This window comes from Streptomyces rugosispiralis (genome assembly GCF_024505145.1).
GTDB classification, from domain to species: Bacteria; Actinomycetota; Actinomycetes; order Streptomycetales; family Streptomycetaceae; genus Streptomyces; species Streptomyces rugosispiralis.
Genome location: NZ_JANIAA010000012.1, coordinates 162,733 through 188,084, shown reverse-complemented (window position 1 = coordinate 188,084; position 25,352 = coordinate 162,733). Strand labels below are relative to the sequence as shown.

Annotated in this window: 19 protein-coding genes, 3 tRNA genes and 1 pseudogene; 13 read left to right on the top strand and 10 right to left on the bottom strand. The window is 70.0% G+C overall.

Going from position 1 to position 25,352, the window contains the following annotated elements; translation table 11 throughout:
- The first annotated feature begins 16 nt into the window (after window positions 1-16).
- Window positions 17-895, top strand: a complete 879-nt coding sequence (locus NP777_RS20755) for an LLM class F420-dependent oxidoreductase (RefSeq protein WP_256651658.1) — start codon at window positions 17-19, stop codon at window positions 893-895.
- A 148-nt stretch (window positions 896-1,043) separates the two neighbouring features.
- On the opposite strand, the gene NP777_RS20750 is transcribed toward NP777_RS20755, so the two are convergent.
- On the bottom strand, window positions 1,044-1,910 hold the full coding sequence (locus NP777_RS20750; RefSeq protein ID WP_256651657.1) for an amidohydrolase family protein: 867 nt from the start codon (window positions 1,908-1,910) through the stop codon (window positions 1,044-1,046).
- Between the two features lie 157 nt (window positions 1,911-2,067).
- Here NP777_RS20750 and NP777_RS20745 point away from each other — a divergent pair, with 157 nt between their 5' ends.
- Complete coding sequence (locus NP777_RS20745; protein WP_256651656.1) at window positions 2,068-2,775, top strand: hypothetical protein; 708 nt, start codon at window positions 2,068-2,070, stop codon at window positions 2,773-2,775.
- Between the two features lie 81 nt (window positions 2,776-2,856).
- Here the strand turns inward: NP777_RS20745 and NP777_RS20740 are convergent.
- Window positions 2,857-2,930, bottom strand: a tRNA-Met gene (locus NP777_RS20740).
- A gap of 339 nt (window positions 2,931-3,269) precedes the next feature.
- Here NP777_RS20740 and NP777_RS20735 point away from each other — a divergent pair.
- Window positions 3,270-3,767 carry a hypothetical protein gene (locus NP777_RS20735; protein ID WP_256651655.1) on the top strand — a complete coding sequence of 166 codons (498 nt, stop codon included), beginning with the start codon at window positions 3,270-3,272 and terminating at the stop codon, window positions 3,765-3,767.
- Window positions 3,768-3,830: 63 nt separating this feature from the next.
- Here NP777_RS20735 and NP777_RS20730 read toward each other — a convergent pair whose 3' ends face one another.
- The 4 genes from NP777_RS20730 to NP777_RS20715 all read right to left on the bottom strand — a co-directional run bounded on the left by NP777_RS20730 (window position 3,831) and on the right by NP777_RS20715 (window position 9,438).
- On the bottom strand, window positions 3,831-4,511 hold the full coding sequence (locus NP777_RS20730; protein ID WP_256651654.1) for a response regulator transcription factor: 681 nt from the start codon (window positions 4,509-4,511) through the stop codon (window positions 3,831-3,833).
- Window positions 4,508-5,899 (bottom strand): sensor histidine kinase, encoded by a 1,392-nt coding sequence (locus tag NP777_RS20725; RefSeq protein WP_256651653.1) that lies wholly within the window; start codon window positions 5,897-5,899, stop codon window positions 4,508-4,510. The genes NP777_RS20730 and NP777_RS20725 overlap by 4 nt, the downstream gene beginning before the upstream one ends.
- Before the next feature lie 247 nt (window positions 5,900-6,146).
- The gene (locus NP777_RS20720; RefSeq protein ID WP_256651652.1) at window positions 6,147-8,510 is read right to left on the bottom strand and encodes an MMPL family transporter; all 2,364 of its coding nucleotides are present in this window, start codon (window positions 8,508-8,510) and stop codon (window positions 6,147-6,149) included.
- Window positions 8,511-8,826: 316 nt separating this feature from the next.
- Entirely contained in the window at window positions 8,827-9,438 is a 612-nt protein-coding gene (locus NP777_RS20715; protein ID WP_256651651.1) for a hypothetical protein, read from the bottom strand.
- Between the two features lie 400 nt (window positions 9,439-9,838).
- Between NP777_RS20715 and NP777_RS20710 the strand changes: the two genes are divergently transcribed.
- The 3 genes from NP777_RS20710 (at window position 9,839) to NP777_RS20700 (ending at window position 14,636) form a co-directional block, all read left to right on the top strand.
- Window positions 9,839-11,290, top strand: a complete 1,452-nt coding sequence (locus NP777_RS20710) for an amidase (protein WP_256651650.1) — start codon at window positions 9,839-9,841, stop codon at window positions 11,288-11,290.
- 862 nt (window positions 11,291-12,152) lie between these two features.
- Window positions 12,153-13,583, top strand: coding sequence for a hypothetical protein (locus NP777_RS20705; protein WP_256651649.1), 1,431 nt, complete (start codon window positions 12,153-12,155; stop codon window positions 13,581-13,583).
- A 582-nt stretch (window positions 13,584-14,165) separates the two neighbouring features.
- On the top strand, window positions 14,166-14,636 hold the full coding sequence (locus tag NP777_RS20700) for a DinB family protein (protein ID WP_308405179.1): 471 nt from the start codon (window positions 14,166-14,168) through the stop codon (window positions 14,634-14,636).
- Window positions 14,637-14,772: 136 nt separating this feature from the next.
- On the opposite strand, the gene ribD is transcribed toward NP777_RS20700, so the two are convergent.
- Together ribD and NP777_RS20690 are read right to left on the bottom strand one after the other, a co-directional pair.
- Entirely contained in the window at window positions 14,773-15,654 is an 882-nt protein-coding gene (ribD, locus tag NP777_RS20695) for a bifunctional diaminohydroxyphosphoribosylaminopyrimidine deaminase/5-amino-6-(5-phosphoribosylamino)uracil reductase RibD (RefSeq protein WP_256651648.1), read from the bottom strand.
- Window positions 15,654-17,201: a hypothetical protein gene (locus NP777_RS20690; protein ID WP_256651647.1), complete on the bottom strand. Its 1,548-nt coding sequence runs from the start codon at window positions 17,199-17,201 to the stop codon at window positions 15,654-15,656. Before NP777_RS20690 ends, ribD begins: the two co-directional genes overlap by 1 nt.
- A 135-nt stretch (window positions 17,202-17,336) precedes the next feature.
- Here NP777_RS20690 and NP777_RS20685 point away from each other — a divergent pair, with 135 nt between their 5' ends.
- The 5 genes and pseudogenes from NP777_RS20685 (at window position 17,337) to NP777_RS20670 (ending at window position 19,138) form a co-directional block, all read left to right on the top strand.
- Window positions 17,337-17,798, top strand: coding sequence for an ATP-binding protein (locus NP777_RS20685; RefSeq protein ID WP_256651646.1), 462 nt, complete (start codon window positions 17,337-17,339; stop codon window positions 17,796-17,798).
- The gene (locus NP777_RS48815) at window positions 17,795-18,088 is read left to right on the top strand and encodes a DUF7848 domain-containing protein (protein ID WP_449343548.1); all 294 of its coding nucleotides are present in this window, start codon (window positions 17,795-17,797) and stop codon (window positions 18,086-18,088) included. Before NP777_RS20685 ends, NP777_RS48815 begins: the two co-directional genes overlap by 4 nt.
- Before the next feature lie 271 nt (window positions 18,089-18,359).
- Window positions 18,360-18,857: a tyrosine-type recombinase/integrase gene (locus tag NP777_RS48110; RefSeq protein WP_256651686.1), complete on the top strand. Its 498-nt coding sequence runs from the start codon at window positions 18,360-18,362 to the stop codon at window positions 18,855-18,857.
- Window positions 18,839-18,964 (top strand): annotated as a pseudogene (locus NP777_RS48105) (tyrosine-type recombinase/integrase); the annotation flags it as partial. The gene NP777_RS48110 and the pseudogene NP777_RS48105, both read left to right, overlap by 19 nt.
- Before the next feature lie 3 nt (window positions 18,965-18,967).
- Window positions 18,968-19,138 carry a hypothetical protein gene (locus tag NP777_RS20670; RefSeq protein WP_256651685.1) on the top strand — a complete coding sequence of 57 codons (171 nt, stop codon included), beginning with the start codon at window positions 18,968-18,970 and terminating at the stop codon, window positions 19,136-19,138.
- 91 nt (window positions 19,139-19,229) lie between these two features.
- Here NP777_RS20670 and NP777_RS20665 read toward each other — a convergent pair.
- Together NP777_RS20665 and NP777_RS20660 are read right to left on the bottom strand one after the other, a co-directional pair.
- Window positions 19,230-19,302: transfer RNA gene (locus tag NP777_RS20665), tRNA-Arg, on the bottom strand.
- 327 nt (window positions 19,303-19,629) lie between these two features.
- Window positions 19,630-19,720 (bottom strand) — tRNA-Ser (locus tag NP777_RS20660).
- Window positions 19,721-20,063: 343 nt separating this feature from the next.
- Between NP777_RS20660 and NP777_RS20655 the strand changes: the two genes are divergently transcribed.
- Both NP777_RS20655 and NP777_RS20650 read left to right on the top strand, forming a co-directional pair.
- Complete coding sequence (locus tag NP777_RS20655; RefSeq protein ID WP_256651645.1) at window positions 20,064-20,513, top strand: SSI family serine proteinase inhibitor; 450 nt, start codon at window positions 20,064-20,066, stop codon at window positions 20,511-20,513.
- Window positions 20,514-20,726: 213 nt separating this feature from the next.
- The gene (locus tag NP777_RS20650; protein WP_256651644.1) at window positions 20,727-25,256 is read left to right on the top strand and encodes a hybrid sensor histidine kinase/response regulator; all 4,530 of its coding nucleotides are present in this window, start codon (window positions 20,727-20,729) and stop codon (window positions 25,254-25,256) included.
- The last annotated feature ends 96 nt before the right edge of the window (window positions 25,257-25,352 follow it).

Here is a 25,352-nt window from a genome sequence, read left to right as displayed (position 1 = left end):
TCCGGCTTCCCCCTGTATGACTTCACGTCCCGCACTTGGCAAGATCGGCATCTGGACCGCGGCCCTGAAGACGGACTTCGCCCCATCAGAACAGGTCGGCGAGGCGGCGGCCGAACTGGACGAGCTGGGGTACGGCGCCATCTGGCTCGGTGGCAACCCCAGCCCGGATCAGGCCGGAGTCCTGCTGGACGCGACCTCCCGGATCACCGTCGCGACCGGAATCCTGAGCATCTGGGACCATGAGGCGGCCTACGTCGCCGAGCGGCACACCGCGCTGAACGCCGCCCACGACGGCCGCTTCCTCCTCGGCCTCGGCGTGAGCCACAGCGCGCTCGCCGGTGAGCGCTACCGGCGCCCGTACACGGCGATGAAGGAGTACCTGACCGCGCTGGACTCCGCCCCGGCCCCGGTCCCCGCCGCCCAGCGGGTCCTGGCCGCCCTCGGCCCCAAGATGCTCGAGCTGTCCCGTGACCGCGCGGCCGGCGCGCATCCGTACCTCGTCACCCCGGAGCACACCGCCGAGGCCCGCGACACCCTGGGCAAGGACGCCGTACTCGCGCCGGAGCTGAAGGTCGTCCTCGACACGGACCTGGACCGCGCCCGCGCCACCGCCCGCGACTACCTCGCCCGCTACCTGGCGCTGCCCAACTACACCAACAACTTCCGGCGGCTGGGCTTCGAGGACGCGGACTTCGCGGACGGCGGCAGCGACCGTCTCCTCGCCGCGATGTACGCGCTCGGCGACGCGGAGACGATCCGGGCGCGCGTGGACGAGTTCCTGGCCGCGGGCGCGGACCACCTCGCGATCCAGGTGGTGACCGACGACCCGATGTCCAGCCTCCCCCGTGCGGCGTGGCGCACGCTGGCCGAGGCGCTGCCGCTCGACAAGAGCTGACCGATCCGCTCAGCCCCCTCGCCCGGCGCCGGCGCAGGCAGGCACCGGGCGAGCGCCATTTCCGGACAACCGCACCACGATCCGGAACAGCCACGACCCGGAACAGCCACGACCCGGAACAGTCACGATCCGGAACAGTCACAACCCGTCATATCCCGAACAACCGCGCCGCGTTCCCGTAACACACCCCGCGCAGCCACTCCTCGTCCTGCCCGACCCGCGTCAGCGCGTCCAGCGCATGCCGGTACCCGTACGGGATGTTGGGGAAGTCGCTCCCGAACAGCACCCGGTCTCCCACGGCCGCCAGCCGCCCCCGCTCCGAGCGTGGAAACGGCCACTGGCGCTCGGTGAAGTCGGTGAAGGCCATCGTGGTGTCCAGGTGGACCTCCCCGTACCGCTCCGCCAGCCCCAGGAAGTCCGCGTACTCCGGCAGCCCCATATGCGCGACGATCAGGCGCAGCCGAGGATGGCGGGCCAGCACCCGCCCCACCGGCTCCGGTCCGGTGTACTTGCCCGGGTGGGGCCCCGAGCCGCAGTGGATGACGACGGGCGTCCCGCTCTCGGCGAGCATCCCCCACACCGGGTCGAGCAGCGCGTCACCCGGGTCGTACGCCCCCACCTGCACATGGGCCTTGAACACCCGCGCCCCGCCCTCGAGCGCCGCTCGCACGTACTCCTCCACACCGGGTTCGGGGTAGAAGGTCGCGGTGTGCAGACAGTCCGGCGTACGGGCGGCGAAATCGGCCGCCCAGCCGTTCAGCCACCGCGCCATGTCCGGCTTGTGGGGGTAGAGCATCGAGGTGAAGGCACGTACGCCGAACGCCCGTAGCGTCGCGAGGCGTTCGTCCTCCTCCTCGCGGTAGGTGATGTGCCAGCGCGGCTCCACGGTGTCGAAGAACGCCCAGACCTTGTCCAGTACGCGCTGGGGCATGAAGTGGGTGTGCACATCGATGAGTCCGGGCAGCCCGAGGTCCTGCCAGAACCGCTGCACCGACGCCACGGCGGGATCGTCCATACGGATCACGGTAGTTGCCCCGGGCGTATTGCTACAGCCTCGTCTCAAGCTCTCGCTCCGAGTTGATCACAGCCTCGACCAGTGGTTTTGTCACGCCCATGATGATCTGCGGTAGCAAGATCACCGCACGGGAACCGAGAAGGTGAACTGGCGCTCCGTGACCGGCGTATCCATCTACGGCAGTCACCACTCGCTCGACGTCGTCACCGACCGGCCAAGACCAACCACCGGGGGACCGTCCATGCCCAACCGCCCGCCTCGCGCCGCCGCCCGATCCGGGACCGCCCTCGTCTGCGCCCTCGGCGTCACCCTCCTCGCCCTCGCCACGGCGGGGTGCGAGGACGACACCGCCGCGTCCGGCCGACGGCAGCCCGCGACCCGCGCCGACATGGCGGCCGACCGCGACGGCGGCAAGACCCTCCGGCTCGGTGAGCCCACATCGGTCACCTACAAGCGCGGCTCGGACCATATGCGCGGCGCCCTGCGGGTCACGGCGGTGAGTGTGCGCAAGGGCACCCATGCCGAGCTGAGGAGGGCGGGTGCGGAACCGTCCGACGTACGGACCACCCAGCCGTACTACGTCACCATGACCTTCGAGAACATCGGCGAGAGCTCCCTCCACTACCCCTTCCTCAACACCCCCACCGGGCTAGAGGACACAGGCGGTGTGGACGACCAGCCGCTCATCACCGGCGACACCGAGGTGGCGGCCTGCCCGGGCAAGGACCCGGACGACTTCGCGGTGGGGGCGAGGGTCTCGCTGTGCAAGGTGTTCCTGGTGCCCAACGGCATACGGCCGTCGGTGGTGACGTACAGCACAGGCGATGACACCAAGCGCCCGGTGAGTTGGAAGGTCACGCGCTGACGGCGGCGGGGCCGGGTCCTCGGCACGACCGAACGACCGAGGGCCCGGCACTGAAGAAGTGCCGGGCCCTCGATACCTGAGTAGCGGGGACAGGATTTGAACCTGCGACCTCTGGGTTATGAGCCCAGCGAGCTACCGAGCTGCTCCACCCCGCGTCGGTGAACGTAACTCTACGTCGTTCTCGCCGCTAAGGGAAATCCATATCGCCGCCCCCCGTCGGCCCGGCTCCGCAGATCCACCAGGCCGACGACCGGGACGGCGACGAAGACCACGGCGTTCAACGCCCCCATGACCCCGACTGCCCGCCTCCCCCGCACGCTTCGCGCGCCATAGCGCTCCCGGATCGCCGGCGGATAGTCGTCGACCAGCGCGACCGGGCGTTAGTGGAGCGTTAGCCGTACGGCGGCAGATCATCAGCGGCGGCCGACAGTCTTGTTCTCACGAGCCCGAAACACCACGTCGCGAGAGACCACATCGCGAGAACGGGGAAGACCATGTCGCACCGCACCGCCCTCCGCCACAACCGTCACGCCCGTAAGGCCGCCGCCGCCGTGATCATCGCGGTCGCCGCGCTCGGGCTCACCGCATGCCAGGACGGCGAGACCGACTCCTCGTCCTCACCCTCCGCCTCCGCGAGCGCCCCGCAATCCTCCGCGCCCACGGCGAAGGACCAGGGCCAGGACCAGGGCCAGGACCAGGGCCAGGACCAGGCCAAGGACACCGCCAAGGGCACCCCCATGAAGCCCGGTATGAAGTGCACGAACCAGATCGACTACGCCGGGGACACCAGGGACAACGCCACGATCAACTCCATCGGCAACGACACCGGCTACTGCCCGCCGATCCAGAAGGAAGAAACGTCCAAGGGCACTCTCAGGAAGGGTGACATGAAGTGCACGGACCAGATCAACTACGCGGGCGACCACAGGGACAACGCCACGATCAACTCCATCGGCAACGACACCGGCTACTGCCCGCCGATCGAGAAGTGAGCTCCAGAAGTGAGCTCCTGCCAGGACGCCGGTCGGCGTCCGCGGTCATGGTCATGGTCATGGTCACGGTGTGGGCGGCGCCGCCCGCACGAGGCCCGTCTGGTAGGCGATGACGACCAGTTGGGCACGGTCGCGGGCACCCAGCTTCGTCATGGCGCGGTGGATGTGGGTGCGCACGGTCAGCGGGCTGAGCGTGAGGATCTCGGCGATCTCGGTGTTGGACCGGCCCTCGGCGGCCAGGCCCATCACCTCGCGCTCGCGGACGGTCAGCTCCGACAGGCGCTGCGGGGGCGCGAGGTGGGCGTCGGGGGCGGGGGACATGAGGAAGTTCGTGATGAGGGTGCGGGTAGCGGCGGGTGACAGCAGCGCGTCGCCGGAGGCGACCGTGCGCAGACCGGCCAGCAGGGTGTCGGCGGTGACGTCCTTACCGAGGAAGCCACTGGCACCGGCGCGCAGCGCCTGGGCGACGTAGTCCTCGGTCTCGAACGTCGTCAGGATGAGGACGCGGGTGGCGGCCAGCTCCGGGGCGGCGCAGATCGCGGAGGTGGCGGCGAGACCGTCGGTCCCCGGCATCCGGATGTCCATGAGGACGATGTCGGGGTGGTGGGCGCGGGTCAGCTCCAGCGCCTCCGCACCGTCCGATGCCTCACCGACCACCGTCATGTCCTCGCAGGAGTCGATCAGGATCCGGAAGGTGGCCCGCAGCAAGGTCTGGTCGTCGGCGAGCAGCACCCTGATGGTCATGACTCTTCTCCTCGCGCCGGAGCGTCTGTGGCGCCTGTGGCGCCTGTGGCGCCTACGGCCGCTTCGGGTGCTTCACGTTTTTCGGGCGCTTCACGTGCTTCGGGCGCTTCGGATGCCTGGGATGCCTCGGACGCCGAGGGCTGGAGCGGCAGCGCGGTGGTGACCTCGAAGCCACCCTCCGGACGGGGTCCCGCACAGAGCTCGCCGCCGATGGTGCGGGCGCGTTCACGCATGCCCATGACGCCGAAGCCCCGGCCCGGCATGGCCTTGGCGGCATCGGTGGCGCCTATGGTGCCGTGGGTGTCTGAGGTGCCTGGAGTGCCGTTGGTGTCCGGGCCGTCGTTGCTGACCGTGATCAGCAGGCGAGATCCGGAGTAGGCCAAGCGTACCTGTGCGGAGTCCACCGCGGCGTGCTTGGAGACGTTGGTGAGCGCCTCCTGCACGATCCGGAACGCGGTCAGGTCCACCCCGGGGGAGAGCGGACGGGGCTCCCCCGTCGTGCTGACCGTGACGGCGAGCCCCGCGGACGCACACGCCGAGACCAGTTCCGGCAGCCGGGCGAGACCGGGGGACGGCTCCAGCGACGCGGAGGCCGGGTCGTCGGTCTGGCGCAGCAGTCCCAGCGTGGCCTTCAGCTCGCGCAGCGCGGAGGACGTGGTGCCGGTCAGGTCGGTGAGGATCTTCTTCGTCTGCTGTGGACTGGTGAGCGCGAGGTGGGCGGCCGTACCGGCCTGCGCGTTGGCCAGGGCCATATGGTGCGCCACGACGTCGTGCAGCTCGCGGGCGATCCGCATGCGCTCCTCGGTGACGCGCAGCCGTGCCTCCTCCTCCCGGGTGCGCTCGGCGTGTTCGGCGCGGGCCTGCACCGATGCCAGGTAGGCGCGCCGCAGCCGGGTCATGTTGCCGGCGGCGAGCGGCAGCAGCAGCCAGAAGAAGGGGCCGACCGTCCTGAGCACCAGCGAGAGACTGTCCATGGAGTCGGCGAGCGCTGACGTGGCCATCAGCGCCGCCATGATGGTGCCGCCGAAGACGCGTGTGGTCTTCCGGTCGGTGAGCGTGGCCAGCCAGTAGAGCGCCGCCATGACGGGTCCCAGCAGCAGGGGAGTCAACAGGTACCCCAGCGAGATCGCGATCACCGTGCAGACCGCGGTCACGACGACCGCGGTGCGCGGATGGCTGCGGTACTTCAGCAGGGCGAGGCAGGACACGCCCATGAGGACGGTGGCGGCCCTGTCCTGGTCGGGTGGCTCGGCGCCGGGCAGGGTGAGATTGCTGCCGAGGGTCGCACAGCCCATCAGTGACAGGACCAGCACCACGTCGATGACAAGGGGGTAGCGGTCGGCGTACTGCTCGAAACGGTCCGTGTAACGCTCAAGGCTGGTGCTCATCGGCTGGGCTCTCCGCTCGGTGCTGTGGGCCATCGTGACCGATTCGGCGCTCTGTGGGCCACCGTGAACGGATTCCATGCCCTGTAGGCCACTGTGACGGATTCCGTGCTCTGTGGGCCACCATGGCCTTTTCGGCGCTCCGGGGTCACCGTGCCCGTTCCCCGCGTGCGGACCGCACGGACGGCCGCCGGGGCCGCCCGTGTCGTTCGCCACGGGCGGCCCCGGTGGGGGCGGGTCCGGCGGTCGATCAGGTGCGGGTCACTTCCAGGTCGGTCGTCCCGGCCGGTTCCGGGTCCGATCCCGATCCGGAATCCCGTCCCGATCCCGAATCCCGACCCGATCCCGATCCCGAATCCCGACCCGATCCCGGTCCCGAATCCCGTCCCGATCCCGAATCCCGTCCCGATCCCGGTCCCGAATCCCGTCCCGATCCCGAATCCGGCCCCGAGTCCGCCCGGCGGCCGAGCGCCTCCCCCTCGACGTCGACCTTGGGCAACAGCCGGTCCAGCCACTTCGGCAGCCACCAGGCCCGGTCGCCGAGCAGGGCGAGCACGGCGGGCACGATCGCCATCCGTACGACGAAGGCGTCGAACAGGACGGCGGAGGCGAGCCCGAACCCGATCATCTTGACCATGGAGTCGCTCTCGCCGACGAACCCGGCGAACACCGCGATCATGATCAGCGCGGCGGCCACCACCACGCGTGCGCTGTGCCGGAAGCCGGATGTGATCGCCTGGCCGGGCCGCTCGCCGTGGACGTATGCCTCCCGCATCCGCGAGACGAGGAACACCTCGTAGTCCATGGCCAGGCCGAAGATGATGCCCACCAGGAAGATCGGCATCAGGCTCATGATCGGGCCGGTCTGCTCCACGCCCAGGAGTTCGGCGCCGTGGCCCTGCTGGAAGACGAGGACGACCACGCCGAGGGAGGCCAGCACCGACAGCAGGAAGCCGAGGGCCGCCTTCAGCGGGACGAACAGGGACCGGAAGACCACCAGCAGGAGCACGATCGCGAGGCCCACCACGACGACCAGGTAGGGGATCAGCGCGGACTGCACCTTGTCGGAGACATCGATGTTCAGCGCGGTCGAACCGGTGACCTCGAAGGTCGCCCCGGTCTTGGACTCGACCCCGGGCCGCTCGCCCCGAATGGTCGTGACCAGGTCCTTGGTCCTTTCGTCGGTCGGCGCCGTGGACGGCACGACCTGGAAGACGGCCGTGTCACCGGCCTCGTTGAAGCGGGCCGGGGAGACGGAGACGACTCCCTTGGTGCCGCCGATCTCCTTCGCGACCGTGTCGGCGGCGCCCTTCGGGTCGGTGTCGCCCTTCGCGTCCACGACGACGGTCAGCGGCCCGTTGAAGCCCGGCCCGAAGCCCTCGGCGAGCGCGTCGTAGGCCCGGCGCTCGGTGGTGGAGGTCGACTTGGCCTCGTCCCCCGGCATGCCGAGCTGCAGATCCGTCATCGGCACCGCGAGGGCCCCGAGGCCCACCACGCCGAGCAGCAGCACGGGCAGCGGACGCCGCAGCACGAACCGCGCCCAGCGGCTGCCCCCGTTGTCCCGGGTGCCCTCGTCCTCGATCCGTCCGCTCCTGCGGGCCCGCCGCCGGAGCACGGCGTTCGGCCAGAAGCCGAGGAACGCCGGGACCAGCGTCAGCGCGACCAGTACGGCGACGACGACCGCGCCCGCCGCGGCCAGGCCCATCTTGGTGAGCATCGGGATGCCGACCACCGCGAGCCCGGCCAGCGCGATGACGACGGTAAGGCCGGCGAAAACGACCGCGGAACCGGCCGTGCCGACCGCCAGACCGGCCGCTTCCCGCGGCACCCGGCCCTTGGCGCGCTCCTCGCGGTAGCGGGAGACGACGAACAGGGCGTAGTCGATGCCGACCGCCAGCCCCAGCATCATCGCCAGGGTGCCGGTCGTCGTGGACAGGCCCAGCGCCGCGGACAGGGTCAGGATGGTGGCCATGCTCACGCCGACGCCGATGATGGCGGTCAGCAGCGGCAGCCCCGCGGCGGCCAGCGAACCGAACGTGACCAGCAGCACGACGGCGGCTATCGCGACACCGATCACCTCGGCCGCGCCCCCGGGCCCGCCGCCGCTGTCCATCGCGCTTCCACCGGCCTCGACGGTCAGCCCGGAGCCCTGGGCCGTGTGGATGGCCCGCTCCAGCTGGTTCTTGCTGGCGTCGGTGAGGTCGTTGGCGGCGACCTTGTAGGTGACCGTCGCGTACGCCGTCGTGCCGTCCTTGCTGACGGCCTTCGCCTGGAACGGGTCGACGGCGCTCGCGACCTGCGCCCCGTCACCGAGACTTGCCACGGCCTTCTCGACGGCCTGCCTGTTCTCGGTGGCGGTGACTTTCTCACCGCTCGGCGCGACGAAGACGACCCGGGCGGTCGCGCCGTCGGCGGAGGCCCCGGGGAAGCGCTGCTCCATCAGGTCGAACGCCTTCTGGGACTCGATGCCCGGCATCGAGAACTCCTCGTCGGAAGCCCCCGAAGCGTTGAGCGCGCCCAGCCCGACGGCGGCCAGGACGGCCGCCCAGACGAGGGCGACGTACCAGCGCCGCCGGAAGGCCAGACGGCCCACTTGGTAAAGGAATGTAGCCACGGCAGGAGGTCTCCACATCTGGTGCCGACTGTCCGCATCTGGTGCCGACCGTCCGCCCAGACTCCCCGGGAGCGGGCCGCCCTGTCGTCGTGCGCCTGCCGACATTTCGCGCTACTGAGAACGCAGTACACACCGGCCGATGGGATCAGCCGCTGGTACGACGGTTGTCACCACATGTGCGTGATCGCGCAGGCACGCGCGCCCGGTGGGCGGAGGGCCCACCGGGCGCGCGGAAGTGCGGAAGTGCGGGAGTGCGGGAGTGCGGGAGTACGGGAGTACGGGAGTACGGGAGTACGGGAGTGCGGGTTCCCGTGGCTTACGGGTGGTACTTCTCCTCGACCGACTCGGCGGCGCCGGACTTGGCGTTCATGGTGACGCGGACGGTCACGCTGTTGGTCTTCGCGGCCTTCTCCAGCTGTTCCACGGTGCACTTGGAGGTGCCGTAGCCGTCGTCGCCGATGGACACGGTGCCGCCGTCGTCGGAGCAGATCGCGGCCGCGCCGAGGATCTGTGTGGCGTTGGAGATCAGGAACGCCTGCTCCATGCCGCCGCTCTCGGGCTTGACGGTCAGCTTGCCGGGCGCGAGGTACTTCAGCGTGCCGACGTACATGCGGTGGTTCCCCGCGTTGGCGGCGCCGCCCCCGGGGGAGGCGGACCCTCCACCGTTGCCGCCACCCTCGGCGCCACCGTTGCCGGCGGCGGGCGGCGCCGTGTCGGTCTTGCCGCCGTTCCCGCCCTGCGAACCGGAGTTGTCCGAGGAGGAGCCGCTGGTGGGCTGGGCCGAGGCCGAGGAGCCGGAGGAGTCGGCCCCGGAGTCGTCCGGCCCACAGGCCGTGGCCCCCAGACTCAGCGCCGCGGCGGCGACAAGGGCTGCGGCGATACGGCGGCCGGCGCGACCGCGGAAGCGGTTGCTGGTGGTGTTGTTCATCGTGACCTCGCGTTGCTGTGTTCTGTCGTCTCGCTCCCGGACGACAATCAGCTTCGAAGATCGCGTTGGCGTTCCACTAACGGACAACTAATACCGTGCGGGGGCGGCGCTAGCCGTGGCCGCAAGGTCAGATCCAGCCGAACCGGGGCCTCATGTCGTGGCTGTCTTCGGATCCCCCCACGCCCAGCGGCGCCGGCTCCCGGCGCAGCGAGTCACCGACCGCATCGAGGGCGAACTTCGTGCCCGCGTGGGGGCCGTACGTGGCCACGACGACCGAGGGAGGCCAACGGTCGGGCGAATTGCCTATGCCGGAGGGAAACATGATGAGTGTGAAGCCATCCACCCCATTGTGCGAAACGACATTTTATGGCCTATTCCAGAGGCCGATACCGTCGGATTCATGGAGTGGAATTTTCTGACGGCCGAAAAACTCGCGGCCGCCATACGTGCCGGTGAAGTGAGCTCGACGGAACTGACTGACGAGGCGATCGCCCGTATTGAGCGGGACGACAAGGCGATCAACGCGATCTGTGTGCCGGACTTCGACCGTGCGCGGGCCGCCGCGCACGCTGCCGACCAGGCGCGTGCCCGCGGTGAGGACCGGCCGCTGCTCGGCATCCCGGTGACGGTCAAGGAGTCCTACGACATCGCCGGACTGCCCACGACCTGGGGCATGCCACCACACCGGAACCACATACCGGCCGAGGACGCGGTGCAGGTGTCGCGGCTCAAGGCCGCGGGCGCGGTGGTGCTCGGCAAGACCAACGTGCCCTTGGGGCTGCAAGATATCCAGAGCTTCAACGAGATCTACGGCACCACCAATAACCCGTGGGATCACGGTCGTACGTCGGGTGGCTCCTCCGGCGGATCCGCGGCGGCCCTGGCGTCCGGATTCGGCGCGCTGTCCATCGGCTCCGACATCGCCGGTTCATTGCGCACCCCCGCGCATTTCTGCGGCATCTACGCACACAAGCCGACGCTCGGACTGGCGGCGAGCCGCGGTATGGTCCCGCCGACCGCGCCGGCCTTGCCGACCGAACCTGACCTCGCCGTCGTCGGCCCGATGGCGCGCACCGCCCGCGACCTCACGCTCCTGCTCGACGTCATGGCCGGATCCGACCCACTGACCCTCGGTGTGGCACACGACGTGACCCTGCCGCCCGCGCGCCACGAGCGACTCCACGACTTCCGGGTCCTGGTCCTCGACGACCATCCGCTCATTCCGACCGGGTCCGCCGTGCGGGCGGGCGTGACCCGAGTGGCCGACGCTCTTGCCGACGGCGGCGCCCGCGTCGAACACCACAGTCCGCTGCTACCCGACCTGAGCGAAGCCGCGGTCCTCTACACGCATTTGCTGTTCTCGGGCTTCGGCGGAAGTTTCCCCCTCGAAGCCTACGAGCGGCTACGGACCCAGGCCGCCGGACTGGACGCGGACGACCAGAGCCTCGATGCGGCGCGGCTGCGCGGCATAGCGTTCAGCCACCGCGACTGGATCGAGGCGGACCGCCGCCGCGAACTCCACCGCCACGGCTGGCGTCAGCTCTTCACCGAGTTCGACGCCGTGGTGTGCCCCATCACGCCCACCCCCGCGTTCCCGCACGACCACAACCCCGACCCGAGGGAACGCCGGATCGACATCGACGGCGCCGAGTACCCCTACCTCGACCAACTCGTCTGGGCCGGCCTGGCCACCATGCCCGGCCTACCCGCCACCGCCATCCCAACAGGCCGCTCCCCCGAGGGCCTGCCCGTGGGAGTCCAACTCATCGGCCCGACATTCGAGGACCGCACCCCACTGCGGCTGGCCGAACTACTCGAGCAGAAGATCGGCGGCTTCCAGGCACCGAGGTAGGGCGTACTACCTGAGTGTCCATCGAGAGCGAGCCCGGATCACTAAAAGAGCCCCTTCCGATCACCGGAAGGGGCTCCGGCCTATTGCGCGCTCGGCAGGATTCGACCCTGCAACCTCTTGATCCGCGGGTTCGGGCACAGCACTGGGCTGCGGCTCCGCTCTCTCCGCCGCGACGATCGGCCGGGGTGGCTTTCGGCGGCTTGTGTGTGCCGTCGTTGCCGTCAAGGTTGCCGTCACCTCCGAACCGCAGGCATCGCCCACCTGCAACCGATGGTTGCGCCAGACGAGACCCACGCCTGACCGGTCTCGTTTCCTCGCTCCTCGCACCCGACACCACAGTGAGGGCGGCGGTGAGCTCGAATGCCCGTCATGTAGGCAGCGCCATACGGCTGAACCGCACCCGACACGACACCCGTCACCCCAACGGTGAGCGGACGAGGTGGATAACTAGGTTTCCCAAACAATCACATGAGTCACCCGCCCTCATATTGTGGCCTTGAAACCTGCCCCCGGCGCGCGGGGGTGCGGGGAGGTCGCGACAGCCCCCGCACACGCGTGGGGTTTGTCTCGAATACCGCCGTCACCAGGCGGCCGAACGGGTCGGCTCACCGACTCGTTCGGAGGTTTGATGCACGTATCCCGTGCCTTGCGTTCGATCGTTGCCGTCGCCTCAGTGGGAGCGGCGTTGCTGGCCTCCCCTGAGTGGTCCGCCGTGCCCGCCGCCAGAGCGGCACCCAAGACGGGCGACCACGCGCAGGCTACTCGGTCCCCTGACTCCGGCCCCGCGGTGCACCATGACACCTCGCCACCGTTGCGTGAGCTGTCGCAAAGACCCAGACAGCTCCGGCGCGCTTCCGACCCCATGTCCCCCAGAAAGGGGCCGCACCCGCGCTCCGCCAAGGCCACCGCCGGTCCCGACGGGGTGGTGCAGAACCGCAACGGCAGCCGGGGTCGGATCCGGTTGGGCGTCAATTTCGATGGCATCCGGGAAGGTGGGGGCACCCCTCCCGACCCCAACGCCTCGGTAGGCTCCCGCCAGGTCGTAGAGATCACCAACTTCAAACTCGCGGTGTACTCCAAGTCCGGTACCACCCTGCTGAGGCCGCTGACGACCCAAACCCTGTTCAGCGGGTTCGGCGGACCGTGCGAGAACGCTGAGACCGCCTTCCTTGGCGACCCTGAAGTCCGCTGGGACTCCCTGGCCCACCGCTGGATCATCAACCAGTTCGCCAGTGACCCCGTAACCAACACGAATCGACTGTGCGTGGGCGTCTCCCGCACCGCGGACGCCACCGGCGAGTACTACCGCTACGAATTCGGGTATCAGACCCTCCCCGACCACCCGAAGTTCGCGGTGTGGCCGGACGCCTACTACGTGACCGCCACCGCCGCCGGGTCGCTCTTCGAGGCGTGCGCCTGGGACCGGCACAAGATGCTGCGCGGAGCCGACGCCAACCAGCAGTGCTACACCCTCCCGGCATCGACCATCCCGCTCGGCTCGGACCTCGACGGCAGGACCCCACCCCCGCGGGGCGAGCCCAACCTGCTGATCAACCTCGGCCCCACCGACGGCAGGCTTCAGTACTGGCGGTTCCACGTCGACTGGACAGACCACGCCCGCACCACCCTCACGGGCCCGCAGGAGCTGAAGGTGGCCCCCTACACCCGGGCCTGCGAGAGTACCGATCCCACCCACTGCGTCCCCCAGGCCGGCACCTCCCAGAAGCTGGATTCGCTCTCCTACTCTCCTATGTACCGGTTCGCCTACCGCAACTTCGGCGACCACCAGTCCCTGGTCGTCAACCACGCGGTCGATGCCCGCGGCGGCGTGGGCGTGCGCTGGTACGAACTGCGGCTGCGCCATGGCCGACCGGTCGTCCACCAGCAGAGCACCTACGCTCCGGGCCCCACGTACCGGTGGATGGGCTCCGCAGCCATGGACAAGAACGGCGACATCGCCCTGGGATACTCGCAGTCGTCTTCCCGGACCCATCCCTCGATCCGCGTCACCGGACGCCTGGCGCACGACCCGCCGAACCTGATGACGTTCCACGAAACCACCGTGTGGACCGGCGCAGGCTCCCAGACCGGGAGCAATCGCTGGGGTGACTACACCTCCATGGCGATCGACCCGGTGGACGACTGTACGTTCTGGTACACCAACCAGTACCAACCGGCCGATGGCACCGGAAACTGGAACACCCGTATCGCCTCCTTCCAGCTCTCCGACTGCCACGCCCACCATCACCAGCATGGCCACAGCCGCCAGCACGACCACCACCGTCACGGGTGACGCCCCCGGCGGACGGCGCACCACCGTCCGCCCCCTCAAGTCAACTCATGACAGCGTCGCGCGCTCTTGCTCTCATGACAGGCATCGCAGGGTGCCGCCCACACAGCCGGAGCGGGCATCGTGACCTTTGGCCTGCGGCTCCTCCTGTCGAGGATCTGACACGACGATGCCCGGGTGGTTGATGTCAGAACTGATGTCAACGCATACGCAAGAGGCCCCTTCCGATGATCGGAAGGGGCCTCTGAGCTGGTGCGCGCTCGGCAGGATTCGAACCTGCAACCTCTTGATCCGTAGGTTCGGGCAGGGGCCTGGTGCGGGACTCGGCTGCGGTCCGGCCTAGTGCTCGTGGCAGCCCGTTGGCGGGCGTCGTGTGCAGACGTTGCCGTCAGCGTTGCCGTCAAAGACTCAAGCTCGCACCTTCCGGTCCGCTTGATAGCTGTCCCGTATGGGTTCCGCCACGTCGGTGCTGGGCGCTCAAGCGTTGAAGGGCTGACGTACTGCTTCTGGCTGACGGTGTCCTGACGGACCGGTCTTTGCGATGATCTCTGGGTGAGTGATGACCTACGCATACATCCATCCAAGGTGGCCGACGAGCGTATGTCTTTGACTTCGTTCCTCGAATATCAGCGCGCCACGTTAGCCATGAAGTGCCGAGGTTTGACCGATGAGTTGCTGAAGAGGAGTGCGGTTCCGACCTCGGACCTGACGCTCCTCGGCCTCGTCCGGCATGCGGCTGTGGTCGAGACCATCTGGTTCCGTAGAGTACTTAAAGGGGAACAGATCACGCCCCGGTGGCCCGATGTCGACGGCGTCTACGGCGAATTCCTCGTAGACGATGCCGATGTGGACGAGGCGTTCACGATCTGGCAGGAAGCGTGCCAGGGATCTCGCGCAGTTACGGACGGCTTCGAGTCTCTCGACGACACTGTGGAGTTCCGTGGCGAGATCATCTCGCTGCGCTATGTTCTTACGCACATGATCGAAGAGTATGCGCGTCACAACGGCCATGCTGACCTGCTGCGTGAAGCGATCGACGGAGCTGTCGGGGAGTAGGGCATTCGGCGGGGAGAATCGGCAAGCTCGTCAGCTTGGGCGTCCGATAGTTTCGACGGCATCCCGATGGTGCTTGTGCCACCTCTGTCCCTGCAGCTAGGAGATCACAGCTCTTAGAAGTTGACCCAGGCAGCAACTAATGATCTCTGCTGCCTACTCGCCTGGCCACTAGACGCGTCCGCAGACCGAAAGCCCCAGCGTTCTCCAGCCGAAATCCTTCTGGAAGCAACCCGCTTGCCGACGTTGGCACTGAGGACGGTGGGGTGCTGGGCACATCAATGATTACGCGGTCCACCAGGTCGGCGAGCAAACGAGCCGCTTCGTTTTCGCTCCCCTCGATAAGCACCGAGCGTGCGCCGGACTCGGTTAGGTCGTGCACTGCCTTCGCTGGCTCCTCCCTAATCGGCTCAGCTGGCACACGAAAGGCGTCTTCACCGTGGCCGCCTGGCGCGCCTTCCTCGATTGCCCCATTCCGTCGAATCACCAGATCGTGCGTGCGGCGCAACTCGCTCACGACCTGGTCGCCATCGTCCTCGTCGGCGCCCACGGTGTACGCCCAGGTGATGTGCGGCCTTCCCGTGCGCAGGGAGTGCAGCCACGGGCCGAGGACGAGCAGCGCTTCCTGCTCCAGGACGCCGCGCTCCACCTCGATGCCGGCCTGTTCCAGCACCGCCGCGCCGCCCTCCCCGCGCGAGGTGGGGTCCATGACGGCTATCAGGACGCGGGAGACCTTCGCGTCGATCAGGGCCTGTCGACAAGGTGGGGTCCGGCCGTGGTGGTTGCAGGGCTCCAGCGTCACGACGGCCGTTCCGCCCTCGGCTCGCTCCCCAGCTGCGGTGAGCGCGTTTACCTCGGCGTGGTGGTCTCCTTTGCGGAGGTGGTACCCCTCGCCGACCGGCACGCCATCGCGGTCGAGGATCACGCACCCGACGGGCGGGTTGGGGCTCGTCGTTCCGAGGCCCTGGGCAGAGATGGCGATAGCTCGCCGCATGGCCGTCAGTTCGTTCGGCGTGGCCATCAGAACCCCGCATTCTCCTTGACTGCGTCGAGTAGATCCCGCACAGCGGGAACATTACTCGCCGCCGCGAGGGCGTTGACCGCCGTGACGGCCTCTTGCAGAGTGCGGCCGGAACCGGAACCGCGGGCCGTGTCGAGAACGGCTGCGGCCTCGGCGGCGGCCTGCTCGTACTCCTGGATTCCCACGTAGGCCATGGCGAGTCGCGCCTGGGCGAATCCCCTGTCGCGCTGGTACACGTCCGGCAGTTCGGCCAGTGCGGTCTGGAATGTGGAGACCGCCCGGTCCGGCCGGGAGAGGTTGAGCCAGCAATTCGCGCGCTGGATTTCGATGTAGCTGGGCGTGCAGAAATCCCCGTGCCCGGATCGGGCGTCACCGGAGGATTCAGCGATGGCGGCGAACTCGTGGGCCTCGTCGAGCTTCCGGTGACAGGCGATCTCGTCCCCGTCGAGCGCAAGCCCCTGCGCCTCCTGCTGAATGGCGGCAGCCTTCATCGGCCGGGAGAGCGCTCGTTCGTGGCGCTGCACGGCCTGGGCGAGTCCGATGGCCTGGCCTGCGTTCTTCTTCCCCGCCGCAAGCTGGCTGCGACGGAACAGGGTCCACGAGAGCATGCCTTCGTCTCCGGCCTCCATGGCCCACTCCATGGCCCGGCTCGTCCATGTCTCCGCGCTGGACACGTCCATAGAGTCCTCGTGGAGCCATGCGGCCGACTCGGCGTACTGGGCCGAGAGCTTCAGCAGCTCCTGGCGGTGCTTGCCCCGGCTGTCCTCCAGAAGACCTTGCAACATGTCGAGCTGCTGATGGACTCCCGCGAGGGCGTGACGTGGGCCGAAGAGGTTATCGGCCCTGACCAGGGTGTGCCACATGTCGCGGAAGTGCTCGATGGCTGCTTCGCCGCGTCCGGCGGGGAGCCGGTGTGGTCTGGTGGGCTGGGGACTGACGATCTCGGCGGAAGCGTTGACGGCACGGAGGGGGCCGCTTCCTTGCAGGGCGACACCAATTGCGTGCCCCAGAAGGGCTCGGCGATTTATCGGCACGATCTGCTCTCTTCCATCGACGTACACCGAAACCAGAACGATTTCGGGTAGCGCATCCGCGTCCGCCGAATTCGAGGGGTCCACGTGCACAATCGGCAGACCAGGAATCGCCCCCGTTGTGGATACGGACGGGGGTTCGTTCGGGCCCTCTGGGCTACTGCGAGCGTAAGCCTGGTTCTGGGCAGCGACGGCCGGTGACGGGGTACCCTCCCAGGGCCGTTCGGGCAGGTCGAGCATGTGGCCGGGAATGCCCATACCATCAGCGATGCGTTCCATGACGGCGACGCTGCGAATGCCCCGATCACCTCGGATGACGTCTCCGACACGCGCGCTGGTCATCTTGGTGACGGCGGCGGCGATCGCCGCGTAGCTCGCTGGGGCTCGTCTGTTGACGAGACGGAAGATCTCCCCGAAGTCCCGTCGCCTGCATGCCCGTTTCATGTCCTCGCTGTGGAGCAAGCGGTCCGGGATGGTGAGGGGGTATCCGCTGCGCCTGGCTTCACGTTCACTCATGGGCCGCTCACGAGGTATAGGGACGTGCGTCCAGTCCAGCGTAGATCGCGCCATGGATTGGGGTACCCCATTTCGCCTCCTGGAGTACCCCGTTGGCTGTCCCGATGAGGGCGTCTCACCTGCACGCTTGTGGCCATGAAGCCAGAGCTGACAGGCCCGGATGGACGCGTGGTGGTGAGGCGTTGGACCCGCCACCCCCGTTGTGTCGCCCTGGCCCGAGCCGACTTGCGTAAGGCTCTGGCTGGTTGGGGGCTGATCGCGGTCGAAGAGGTCGCGCTGTTGGTGCTGTCTGAACTGATAACGAACGCCGTGCGACATGCGCGGGTGCCGGGACGCCAGATCGAGACGCGCTATCTGCACCAGGGCGACAAGGTGCGGATCGAGGTTCACGACGCGGCCGACCAGTTGCCCAAACTGAGGGCTCCAACCCCCGAATCAGTACGCGGCCGAGGGCTGGTCCTGGTGGAAACGCTCGCCGATCAGTGGGGCGTCACCCCACGGCCAGCGGTGGGCAAGGCGGTCTGGGCCGTCCTCGCACTTCCTGCCGACGAACGGGCCTCATTGTCCGATGGAGAGCGTAGAGAGGGGCAGTCGTGACGACCTCCGGAGACTCCGTAATACGGCAGGGCGATTGGACCCTGTGGACCCTGAGCGCAGACGTCACCGGGAGTCCGCCGATCTTGGAGACCGAATGCACGACGTGTGACGACTCATCCGGGGCGACTGAAGAGGCCACGCAGCCGGAGGTGTGGTGTCTGCGTCACGCGAACCAGACAGGCCACACGGGATTCCGGATGATCACCACGAGCTTCTTCCGTGCGTCCATGGCGAACGTGGGCTCTTCCGCGACGACTGCGCGAGGCCGAACGGCGGCGCCTGACGCGTAGCCCCTCAAGGCTGGGCGGGGGCCGCAGTCGTGGAGGGACCAGCAGCCCCGCCCTCGCGGCCTACGAAACGCTCGTGCGGATCTACCTCGCTCCGGGCCTGGGGAGGAAGAAGCTGGCGCGGCTCACCGCACGGGACATCCGGGCTTTCCTCGCCGCGACGGCGCGGACGTGCCAGTGCTGCGCTCAGGGGAAGGACAAGGCTCGGCCGGAGCGGAAACGCCGCTGCTGTGCGCTGGGAAAGTGCTGCAAGTCGTACCCGTCCGATCGAACGGTGCGGTTCCTGCTGGTGCTGCTGCGGGCCGCACTGGCGCACGCCGTGCGTGAGGACGAGTTGCCACGCAACGTGGCCAAGAACGTCGAGCTGAGCATGGGCACGAGGCGGGAGATAGAACCGCTGACCGTGGAGGAGGGGCGTCGGCTCCTGGCGGCGGCACGTGGCAATCGGCTGTGGGCGGCATACGAGCTGGCCGTACGGATCGGCCTGTGGCGCGGTGAGGTCCTCGGCCTCCGGTGGAAGGACGTGGACCTGACGGACGGCACGGTCACCATCCGCCAGACACTCCAGCGAGTTGGCGGCGAACTGCTGATCGCGGCCCCGAAGACTCAGCGCTCGGCCCGGCGGGTGGCGCTGCCTGCCGAATGCGTGACGGCGCTCGCCGAGCCCAACAACGGGGAGACCGGCTTGCGGCGGGGAAAAAGTGGAAGGACAACGGCAGCGATCTTGTCTTCACCACGAAGAACGGCACGCCTATCGAGCCGCGCAACCTGAACCGGGCCTTCACCCTCCTGTGCGACAAGGCAGGCGTCCGACGCGTCCGCTTCCACGACCTCCGGCATACCTGCGCGTCCCTGCTCCACGAGCAGGGAGCCGACGCCCGGATGATCATGGAAGTCCTCGGGCACAGCTCGATCCGCGTGACGATGGACATCTACACCTTCGTCCGGCTGGACTCGCAGCGCTCCGCCTTCGACCGCGTCGGCGATGCCCTGCGTGACGGCGACGGCCCGGACGATGACGACGGCGCGGGTGGTGCTCTGGTCGCCGTCTGATCGAGGCGCGCGGCGGTTGCCGTCAACGACCGCCGTCAACGGCCAACACAAGAGGCCCCTTCCATCCCTGGAAGGGGCCTCTGAGCTGCTGCGCGCTCGGCAGGATTCGAACCTGCAACCTCTTGATCCGTAGTCAAGTGCTCTATCCGTTAAGCTACGAGCGCTTGGCTTCCCGGCGGTTTTTCTTGCCGGTCGGCGTTGCGGGGACAACATTACATGACCTGCGCCGTCAGGCGAAATCCGTTTCCCTCACCCCCACTGACCTGCGAAAACTCCATTTTCGGGGGCTCGCGGAGCCGGCGTCGCGAGGCTTCTGGAAGCTCGGCCTCGCGCCGCGCGTTGCCTGAGGAGCGCGGGGGGTCGATACGGAAAGCAACCGAATAATCACCTTGCGTCGCACCCGCCGGTGATGCGGTTGCGTGATCATTCGGGGCGGGTCCGGAAACGACTCAGGGGGCCCGCGCCGTAGGCGCGGGCCCCCTGTCGGAGAGCGGAGGCTGAGGGATTTGAACCCTCGATGGGCTTTAGGGCCCAAACCGCATTAGCAGTGCGGCGCCATAGACCAGACTAGGCGAAGCCTCCAGCACACCGGTTCGCTCGCGCGAGCGCGAGGCGGTGTGTGCAGATGATGTCACAGCCCAGTGGGATGTCACCAATCGCGGACTACGGTACTCGGCGGGCAGGGCCCACCGCAAAGCCCTAATAGGGGGTGGGGGAAGTGCGGCCCGTACGGCGGAGCGCACTCCTTACGGCCGGGCGCGGTCCTTACGGCGGGCACAGCACGGCGGGCACAGCACGGCGGGCACAGCACAGCGGGCACAGCACAGCGGGCACAGCCCCTTACGGCGGAGCAACGCACTCGGCGGCGGCGCGTTAGACGGGGCGGGGGCAGCGCGCCCCCGACTGATCACACCAGGAGTGCCTCATGCCCCTGCTGCACCGCCTCGCCGTCACCGCCGCGCTGGCGACCGCCGCCACCGTGGGCGCGCTCGCCCCCGCCGCGGCCACGCCGCTGCCGCTGCCCCTGCCGTTCGACGGGGAGAGCAACGACCGGCTTGTGATCACCGTGAGTGAGACGGGCGAGGCCGACGACGCCGCGACGTTCGTGCTGAGCTGCCACCCGACCGGCGGTACGCACCCCCGGGCGCGGGCCGCGTGTGCGCAGCTGGACTCGCAGACCGTGTGGGGTCGGGATCCGTTCGCGCCGGTGTCGCCGGACGCGATGTGCACCGGGCAGTACGGCGGGCCGGCCACGGCCCGGGTGACGGGTCACTGGGCGGGGCGTCCCGTCAACGCCTGGTTCAACCGCACCAACGGGTGTGAAATCGCCCGATGGAATCGGTTCTCCGTGGTTTTGCGCACGCCTGGGAGCTGACCTGGGGATTGGGCACGGAGTGAGAGGAGAAGAGCCCGGTGAAGTTTGTCCTGGCGTGCGTCGAGACGCGTACGTCGCGCTGCGACCTCCCTCTCATCCGCCGTCGCGTCCGGCGGCGGTGCCCGTAGACTCCCCTAGAGACACTCCGCAGATGGGACGGCAGAATGACTGCGGTTGTCAGCAAGGTGCGGTAGTCAGGGAGGAAGCGTCGTCGTGAGCAGCAGGCCATCCCGAGGCGCTGCTCGCCTCGCGGCGATACTCGACGCCCTCCCGGACGCGCTGTTGCTGGTCAACTGCAACGGCACGATCGTCAACGCCAACCACCACGCGCTGGAGTCCTTCGAGACTCCGGGCACCGCCCTGGTCGGCCGTGGTCTGCTCGATCTGCTCCCCTCCTTCGATCCCAATCGCATTCCCGGGTCGATGCGGCGCCCCAGCCCGGCACAGGGGGACGGCAGCAAGCCGACCCGGATGATGGCCCGGCGCACCGACGGGACGCAGTTCCCCGTCGAGGTGACCAGCGCGAATCTGGAGGACGGGCGGACTCCGTACGCCGATCAGTACAGCTACACCGGCGATGAGCTGCTGATGCTCATCGTGCGCGACCTGACCGGGACGCTCGACACCGAGGCCGAACTCGCCCGCCAGCAGCGCCAGACCGAGATGATCCTGCGCGCGGCGGCGGAGGGCGTGGTCGGCGTGGACACCGAGGGCAAGGTGGTCCTCGTCAACCCGTCCGCCGCGCAGATCCTCGGCTACCGGGCCAGCGACATGGGCGGTCAGGAGCTTCACTCTCTTGTACACCACTCGCGCCCGGACGGTTCCCCCTTCCCGTACGAGGAATCGCCCCTCGCCGACACCCTGCGCTCCGGCCGCAAGCACCGGGTGCGCGGCCAGGTGCTGTGGGCGAAGGACGGCAGCGAGGTCCCGGTCGATCTGACCACCGCGCCCGTCCGCGACGGCGAACAACTCGTGGGCGCCGTGCTGACCTTCACCGACCGGCGCGCCGAGAAGGCCATGGCGGCCGAGCACGCCGAGGAGGTCGAGAGCCTCACCACCCGGCATACGGAGAGGGTGGAGAGCCTCACCGCCCAGCACGCCGAGGAGCTGGAGGGGCTCACCGCCCAGCACACGAAGGAGCTGGAGGAGCTGCGCACGCAGCTCACCGAGGAGCGTGCGCGGTACGCGGCGCAGCTGGAGTCCGTCACCGCCCGGAACAGCCAGCTGCTCGCCGTGCTGGACCAGTCCCTGCGCGGACCGCTGCTGCAGCTGCGCCGTGAGCTCGGCGTGCTCGCCGACGACCCGGCCGGGCAGCTGTGGCCCGAGGCCAACCAGATCCTGCACCACCTCGCCGCCGGCTACACCCGGATGACCACGCTCGTCGACAACGTCCTGAGCTATCAGCGGCTCGACTCGAACGGCGAGGAACTGGCCCGCCGTACGGTCTCGATGGACGAGGTCGTATCGGCCAGTGTCGAGGGCGCGGTCGAGCTGATCGGGCCGGGGCGCGCACAGTTCGCCGTGCACGCCCCGCCGATCGACGCCGAGGTGGACGCGGATCGGCTGGCCCAGGCGCTCGCCCATCTGATCGCGGACGTGGCCGGGGTCGACTCCACCGGCAACGCCGCCTCGGGTGCCACGGCGAGCGACTCGACGATCGTGGTCGCGGCGGCGCAGCGCGGCGATGTCGTACGGATCGAGGTCCGTGGGCCGTACGCGGGCGGCGACCCGGTGCACGAGCCGATCGTGCGCGGGATCGTGCGCCTGCACGGGGGCGTGCTCCAGACCCACGAGATGCCGGGCATGGGCGGGCACGCGTACGTCCTGGAGGTGCCGATCTCGGCGGCGGCCGCCGCCGAGCAGGAGCGCATGGACGTCGACGCCGCCGGAGCGGGCGACGGTACGCAGGGGCAGGGCACCTCGGGCACGGGTACTGGCGCGGGTACGGGTACCGGTGCGGGCACTGGCGCGGGTACGGGCACTGGTGCGGGCAAGGGTGCCGGTGCGGGTACGGCGGGCGGCAACGCCTCCGGACAGACCCCGACCGGACGCCGCGCCCGGCACGGGGCGGCCCCCGGCGACACGCCGGGCGACACCAGCGGCGGCGGCACGCAGGGCAACGGCACACACGGCAACGGAACTCAGGGCGGCGGCACGCAGGGCGGCGGCACGCAGGGTGGTACGCCCCCGCCCAACCTCCGTAAGGCCGACCCGCAGAAGGCCGACCCCCGTACGGCCGACCCGCGCACCGCCGCTCAGCAGGGCGCCCCGGGCGCGCCCGCGCCCGCCGCGCTGCCCGCGGTCGTCGGCGAGAACGCCGCGGCCCAGCAGCAGAACGCGGCCGAGTCCGCGAACCCGCCACGGCCCACCGGGCGGCGCAGGGCACGCCCCCACCCCGACGAGGCCGCGGCCGCGGCCGCGAACCCCGGCCAGAACGCCGAGGGAGCCGCGACCGGCAGCCATCGCCACGCTCGCGGCGGCGCACCGGAAGCGGCCGGTCCGCAGCCGACGGGCCCCGCCGCCATGGGCGTTGTGCCGCCCCAGGGCATCCCCGCACAACAGCAGCCCCAGGGCCGCCGCGCCCGACGCGGCGCCCCGGCGCAAGAACAGGGCGGCCCTCAGACCGCCGGTGCCCCCGCCCCCGCACAGGGGTCGGGCGGCCGGCCTGCCCTCGCCCTGCCCGCGGCCCCCTCCGACACGCCCCAGCAGCCCGCCCAGCCGGCCGCGTCGGGCATGCCCGCGCTGCCCCCCGCCCGCACCCCCGAGGAACAGCAGCCCAACTGGGGCCAGGACACCGGCGGCGGCCAACCGCAGGAGGTCCCGCCCACCGGACGGCGCCGCGCCCGCCGCGCGCTGGGCGAGGCGCCGGAGCCGCCCACGCCCGACCAGGCACCGGCGCAGCCCCCTGGCCAGCCGCAACCCCAACCTCAGCAGTCCCAGCCGCAGCCCGCGGGGGATCCCGGACTCGTCCGCTCGCCCTTCGCGCTGCCCCCGGCCGCCGCCGACCGGGCGCAGCCCGGCGCGCTGCCGCCCGAGCTCGGCCCGGCCGGGCTCGTCCCCGCGCAGGCGCGGAGCGGCGCACCCCAGCCGCAGCAGGGCGGGGGCCTGGCCGTACGCGGCGAGCCCGTACCGCCCAACGGCGCGGCGCGGCCCGGTGGCTGGCCGTCCGACCCCGCTCAGGGACAGCAGGGCCAGGACCCGCGTCGGCCCCAGCCGCAGCCGCAGGCTCAAGGGCCCCAGCCCGCCGCGTCGGGCATGCCCGAGCTGCCCGCCGCCCGCACCCCCGAGGAACAGCAGCCCAACTGGGGCCAGGGCGCAAACGGCGGCCGGCCACAGGAGGTCCCGCCCACCGGACGGCGCCGCGCCCGGCGGCCGCTGGCCGAGGAGCAGCCGGAGGCGGCCCAGGCCCAGGCTCAGGCCCAGGTCGGCCCGCAGCCGGCGGAGATCAGCGGGCGCCCACCGGCCCAGCAGCCGGCGCAGCCCCCCGCGCAGTGGCCGAACGCGCCCGCGCAGCCCCGTCCGCAGCCGCTGCCGGCCGAGGCCCCGCCGCACGCCGACACCACCCAGGGGCGCGCGTTCAGCGTGCGCACCCTGGGCCAAGGGGTGCCGTTCGCCCAGCAGGTGGGGGAGCAGCCCCAGGGCCAGCCCGCACAAGGCCAGCCGCAGGGACGCCCGCCGCAGGGTCAGCCGCAGACGCCCTCCGGAGGCACCAGCACCGGGGGCGGCAGACGGCGCAAGCTGGCCGCCCGGCCCGAGATGACGGACCAGGGCACCTCGGCCGAACCGCAGCCGCACACCGGACCGCAGCCGCACACCGGTCCGCAGACCGGCGCCCAGCCCCGCCCCCAGGCCGGGCCGGGGGCGCAGCCGCAGCGTGCGGTGGGCACGTCGCAGGGCTCCGGCCGTGCGTTCGCCATCGGTGCGCCGGACGAGGGCGCCGAGGGGCCGGAGCCGCTGGACGGGCCCAACGGCGCCGTCGAGATCGTCGACGACCGCACCCCGCCGCCCGACGACGAACTGCCGCCGGAGCCGCTGGACAACCCGCGCCGCCTCCTGGTGTGGCCCGCGCCGGACATGTCCACCCAGCAGGCGCTGAGCGACCGCGGCTACCGTCCGGTGATCGTGAATTCCCGTGAGGAGGTGGACGCGCAGATCGCCGCGTACCCGGCGGCGCTGTTCGTCGACCCGCTGACCGGGCCGATCACCCGGACCGCGCTGCAGTCGCTGCGTACGGCGGCGGTCGCGGCCGAGGTGCCGGTGCTGGTGACCGCGGGGCTCGGCCAGGCGACGCGCGAGGCGGCGTACGGCGCCGACCCGGCCGTCCTGCTCAAGGCGCTCGCGCCGCGCGACAGCGAGCAGCATCCGTCGCGCGTGCTGCTGATCGAGGAGCACGAGCCGATCGCGATGGCGCTGACGGCGACGCTCGAGCGGCGCGGGATGCAGGTCGCCCGCGCGGCGACGGACGCCGACGCGGTCTCGCTCGCGGCCCAGATGCGGCCGAACCTGGTGGTGATGGACCTGATGCAGGTACGCCGCCGCCGGGCCGGGATCGTCGACTGGCTGCGCGGCAACGGGCTGCTCAACCGCACCCCGCTGGTCGTCTACACCTCCGCGGACATCGACCCGGCGAACCTGTCCCGGCTGGCCTCGGGCGAGACGGTGCTGTTCCTCGCGGAGCGCTCGACGAGCGCGGAGGTGCAGTCGCGGATCGTGGACCTGCTGGCGAAGATCGGCACGAACTGACACCTGGGACCCGTACGGGGTACTCGCCGTCTCAAAGAGACCGCGGCGACCGTAAGGAGACACTCGCCTCCTTACGGTGGCCGCGTTGCCCACAGG

Excerpts from the sequence above, each read along its gene's own strand:
- NP777_RS20755 (WP_256651658.1), top strand. The coding sequence starts at position 17 with ATGACTTCACGTCCCGCACTTGGCAAGATCGGCATCTGGACCGCGGCC.
- NP777_RS20750 (WP_256651657.1), bottom strand. The coding sequence starts at position 1,910 with ATGGACGATCCCGCCGTGGCGTCGGTGCAGCGGTTCTGGCAGGACCTC.
- NP777_RS20735 (WP_256651655.1), top strand. The coding sequence starts at position 3,270 with ATGTCGCACCGCACCGCCCTCCGCCACAACCGTCACGCCCGTAAGGCC.
- NP777_RS20730 (WP_256651654.1), bottom strand. The coding sequence starts at position 4,511 with ATGACCATCAGGGTGCTGCTCGCCGACGACCAGACCTTGCTGCGGGCC.
- NP777_RS20725 (WP_256651653.1), bottom strand. The coding sequence starts at position 5,899 with ATGAGCACCAGCCTTGAGCGTTACACGGACCGTTTCGAGCAGTACGCC.
- NP777_RS20715 (WP_256651651.1), bottom strand. The coding sequence starts at position 9,438 with ATGAACAACACCACCAGCAACCGCTTCCGCGGTCGCGCCGGCCGCCGT.
- NP777_RS20710 (WP_256651650.1), top strand. The coding sequence starts at position 9,839 with ATGGAGTGGAATTTTCTGACGGCCGAAAAACTCGCGGCCGCCATACGT.
- NP777_RS20705 (WP_256651649.1), top strand. The coding sequence starts at position 12,153 with ATGTCCCCCAGAAAGGGGCCGCACCCGCGCTCCGCCAAGGCCACCGCC.
- ribD (WP_256651648.1), bottom strand. The coding sequence starts at position 15,654 with ATGGCCACGCCGAACGAACTGACGGCCATGCGGCGAGCTATCGCCATC.
- NP777_RS20690 (WP_256651647.1), bottom strand. The coding sequence starts at position 17,201 with ATGAGTGAACGTGAAGCCAGGCGCAGCGGATACCCCCTCACCATCCCG.
- NP777_RS20685 (WP_256651646.1), top strand. The coding sequence starts at position 17,337 with ATGAAGCCAGAGCTGACAGGCCCGGATGGACGCGTGGTGGTGAGGCGT.
- NP777_RS20670 (WP_256651685.1), top strand. The coding sequence starts at position 18,968 with ATGATCATGGAAGTCCTCGGGCACAGCTCGATCCGCGTGACGATGGAC.
- NP777_RS20655 (WP_256651645.1), top strand. The coding sequence starts at position 20,064 with ATGCCCCTGCTGCACCGCCTCGCCGTCACCGCCGCGCTGGCGACCGCC.